This is a genomic window from Candidatus Nitrosotalea sp. FS (assembly GCF_011319475.1).
Taxonomy (GTDB): domain Archaea; phylum Thermoproteota; class Nitrososphaeria; order Nitrososphaerales; family Nitrosopumilaceae; genus Nitrosotalea.
In genome coordinates, this window is record NZ_RCMC01000270.1 from 1 (window position 1) to 3,050 (window position 3,050).

General features: G+C 40.9%; 4 protein-coding genes. 2 read left to right on the forward strand and 2 right to left on the reverse strand.

The window, feature by feature from the left end:
• Window positions 1-252: 252 nt before the first annotated feature.
• Complete coding sequence (locus DYY66_RS10435; protein ID WP_166289029.1) at window positions 253-741, reverse strand: YqaA family protein; 489 nt, start codon at window positions 739-741, stop codon at window positions 253-255.
• 38 nt (window positions 742-779) lie between these two features.
• Window positions 780-1,028 (reverse strand): DUF504 domain-containing protein, encoded by a 249-nt coding sequence (locus DYY66_RS10440; protein WP_166289031.1) that lies wholly within the window; start codon window positions 1,026-1,028, stop codon window positions 780-782.
• Window positions 1,029-1,094: 66 nt separating this feature from the next.
• On the opposite strand from DYY66_RS10440, the gene DYY66_RS10445 reads away from it, so the two are divergent.
• Window positions 1,095-1,790, forward strand: coding sequence for a phosphoglycolate phosphatase (locus DYY66_RS10445; protein ID WP_166289033.1), 696 nt, complete (start codon window positions 1,095-1,097; stop codon window positions 1,788-1,790).
• A 7-nt stretch (window positions 1,791-1,797) separates the two neighbouring features.
• A partial coding sequence (gene argS / locus DYY66_RS10450) for an arginine--tRNA ligase (RefSeq protein WP_255496435.1) occupies window positions 1,798-2,731 on the forward strand: 934 nt, incomplete at its 3' end.
• Window positions 2,732-3,050 lie beyond the last annotated feature (319 nt).

The window sequence follows — 3,050 nt, forward strand, 5'->3', positions numbered from 1 at the left end:
TGCAAAAATTATGCTCCATCCGTACTTGTTAAGCCATGCAAAGCTCTTTTGGTGGTGTTCTTCCCGATGTGTTCTTCGTAAGAACTTGTAGACCTTGCCACCGTCATACCCAATGTAATATGTCAGAATGCCTCCAATGACAGAACCAGTTGACATGACAGCAAACACTGCTAGCTCGCNATCTTTTCTGGAATTCCCATGTTGGTGATTTGTTGGTATGTTGCTGAATAAAATCTTACTACTGGTGTCTACCTATGACTTGATGTACTGCAAAAACATGTTTCCAAAATAGACTGCAGCAAATGCACTTGCAGTCCTTGCTATGCTCATGGATATCGCAAATCTTTTGAAATTGTATTTTTTCACACCTACAATTACTGTGACAACCTCTGTCAATATTGGGACCAAGCTAAGTGCAAAAATTATGCTCCATCCGTACTTGCTGAGCCATGCAAAGCTCTTTTGATGATGTTCTTCCCGGTGTGTTCTTCGCAGAATCTTGTAGACCTTGCCACCGTCATATCCGATGTAATATGTCAGGATACCTCCTATTACAGAACCTGTTGACATGACAGCAAATACTGCTAGCTCACTTTGACCGTCCAAAAGCAGTGCAGTTGATGTAACCACGATAGGAAATGGCACTACTGCAGCAAAGACTGCATTCAAGAAGAGGCCTGCCAACCCATATTTTACAAAAAATGGATTCTCAAGTATTGGCCTTAGAAAATCAATGAGCATCTGACCTTGCTCAAATTCTGCCCACTAATAGCGCTACCTCATTTTTTAGACTGGATCTTTGATACATTATCTCTTACAGATTTGCGATACAACACCTCATTTTCTTTTCTGATGTATGCAATTCTTGATGCAGGTATCACCTCAAAGTTTTCTGATATCTTGAGAAATTCTTCAAGTGTTGTCTCTTTTGTTGTGCCAAGGTCAATGTATCCAATTTGATATGATTTGGGATTGTCATGGTGCAAGGCCTTGCTGAAAATTTCAGAAACTTGTCCTTTTCTTACCATGATACACTCTGTGCTCAAAACTATTTTAGATAGTAGTTATTATGACCCACGTCATACGTGATTTTGATGAAGCCCAAGATCTTTGCAATAGACATTGATGGTACCATTACTGACAACAAGGGAGGTCGTGTTGATCTTGATGCATTGGCAGCCCTGCGATATCTTGTAAAACTTGGACACAAGGTCATCTATGTTACCGGAAGATCTTCTGTTGAGGCCTATGTACTTTCAGTGTTTGGTGGTACAACAAGAATTGCAGTTGGAGAAAATGGCGGAATAATAACTACGGGCCCAAATGAACACAAGCTAATTGGGGATAAGAAAAAATGTATAGACGCATTTGAATTCTTGAAGACAAAAATTCCAGAAGCAATAGAAAAACCAGTATTTCCCAGAATAACCGAAGTGGTACTTGAGCGAAATTTTGATGTAAACTTGGGCAAGAAACTTTTTGCCGAGAATAATCTTGACGTTACCCTGACTGACAGTCAATACGCATATCACATAAATTCAAAAGGAGTAGACAAGGCAAGCGGATTTCTTGAGGTGATGAAGATGTTCTCTGTAACAAAAGAGGATGTAATCGCAATAGGTGACAGCGAGACTGATGTTCCTCTCTTCAAGGTGGCAGGAACAAGTGTAGCCCTTGGAAATGCCCCACAAGATGTCCAGTCTCAGGCAACAATTTCTGTGCCAGGGCATGCAGGAGATGGCATGATTGAGGCGCTTGAAAAAGTACAGCTAAAACTGTTGGCAGAATGATATTTCCATGACACTACGATTACTATACAACGAAATCAGGCTGGGTGTACAGCAACTATGTGATACACTAGGATATCCTCAAACTGAGTTTGACATATCTGAAGCATCAAGACCAGAGTTTGGAGATGTTAGCTGTAATGTGGGATTTTTGCTTGCAAAGGCACTCAAGAAAAAACCATTTGATATTGCACAAACACTTGCACAAGAATACAACAAAAATCTTGGAACATATGTATCCGAAGTTTCTGCACATGCATCAGGATATCTTAATTTTGTTGCAAACTATGCACAACTTGTACCAAATGTAATCCATGCTTCACTTGGCTCTGATTATGGAACAGTAGATCTTGGGAAAAACTCCAAGATGGTAATCGAGCATACAAGTGTCAACCCTAACAAGGCACTACATGTTGGCCATGTCAGAAATATAATAATTGGAGATACCATTGCAAGAATTCTTCACAAGGCATCATACGATACCAGTGTACTAAATTATGTAGATGATTCTGGACTCCAAGTCGCAGATATCATAGTTGGTTTCAAGTATGGTGGATATTCTGACAAGGCACCCGAGGGTCAAAAGTTTGACCATTATTGCGGAGATGTAGTATATGTGAAAATAACTGAAAAGTATGAAACAGACAAGCAACTTGTCGAGTTACGCTCTCATGTACTAAAGGAACTCGAAGAAGGAACGTCCGAGATTGCAAGATTTGGAGATGAGATAACAAGACGTGTACTAGAAGAACAGCTCAAAACGTGCTGGCGCCTCGGGGTCACATATGACTGCCTTAACTTCGAGTCACAGATAGTTCGCTCCAAGTTATGGTTTCAGGCATTTGAAAAAATGAAATCAATGGGAATAACAACGCTTGAGCTAGAAGGTAAAAACGCTGGATGTTGGATAATCAAGGCAGAGTCTGAGGACGACAAGGTTCTTGNACAACGCTTGAACTAGAAGGCAAAAACGCTGGGTGCTGGGTAATCAAGGCAGAATCTGAAGACGACAAGGTTCTTGTTAGAAGCAATGGTACCGCGACATATATCGCAAAGGACATTCCATATGCTGCATGGAAGCTTGGAATTTTAGAAGACCCATTTTACTATAAACACTATACCGTCCAAACGACAGGGCGAGTCTTGTGGCAGACAACCCTTGACAGCAGAGATACCAAGATGCACTTTGCAGGAGAACATGTCATCACTGTGATAGACTCCCGACAGTCGAGGTTGCAAAAATTAATCACCCAGATCATGTCT

What these genes read in the sequence shown, in the direction of transcription:
- DYY66_RS10445 (WP_166289033.1), top strand. Translation starts at nt 1,095, where the DNA reads ATGAAGCCCAAGATCTTTGCAATAGACATTGATGGTACCATTACTGAC.
- DYY66_RS10435 (WP_166289029.1), bottom strand. Translation starts at nt 741, where the DNA reads ATGCTCATTGATTTTCTAAGGCCAATACTTGAGAATCCATTTTTTGTA.
- DYY66_RS10440 (WP_166289031.1), bottom strand. Translation starts at nt 1,028, where the DNA reads ATGGTAAGAAAAGGACAAGTTTCTGAAATTTTCAGCAAGGCCTTGCAC.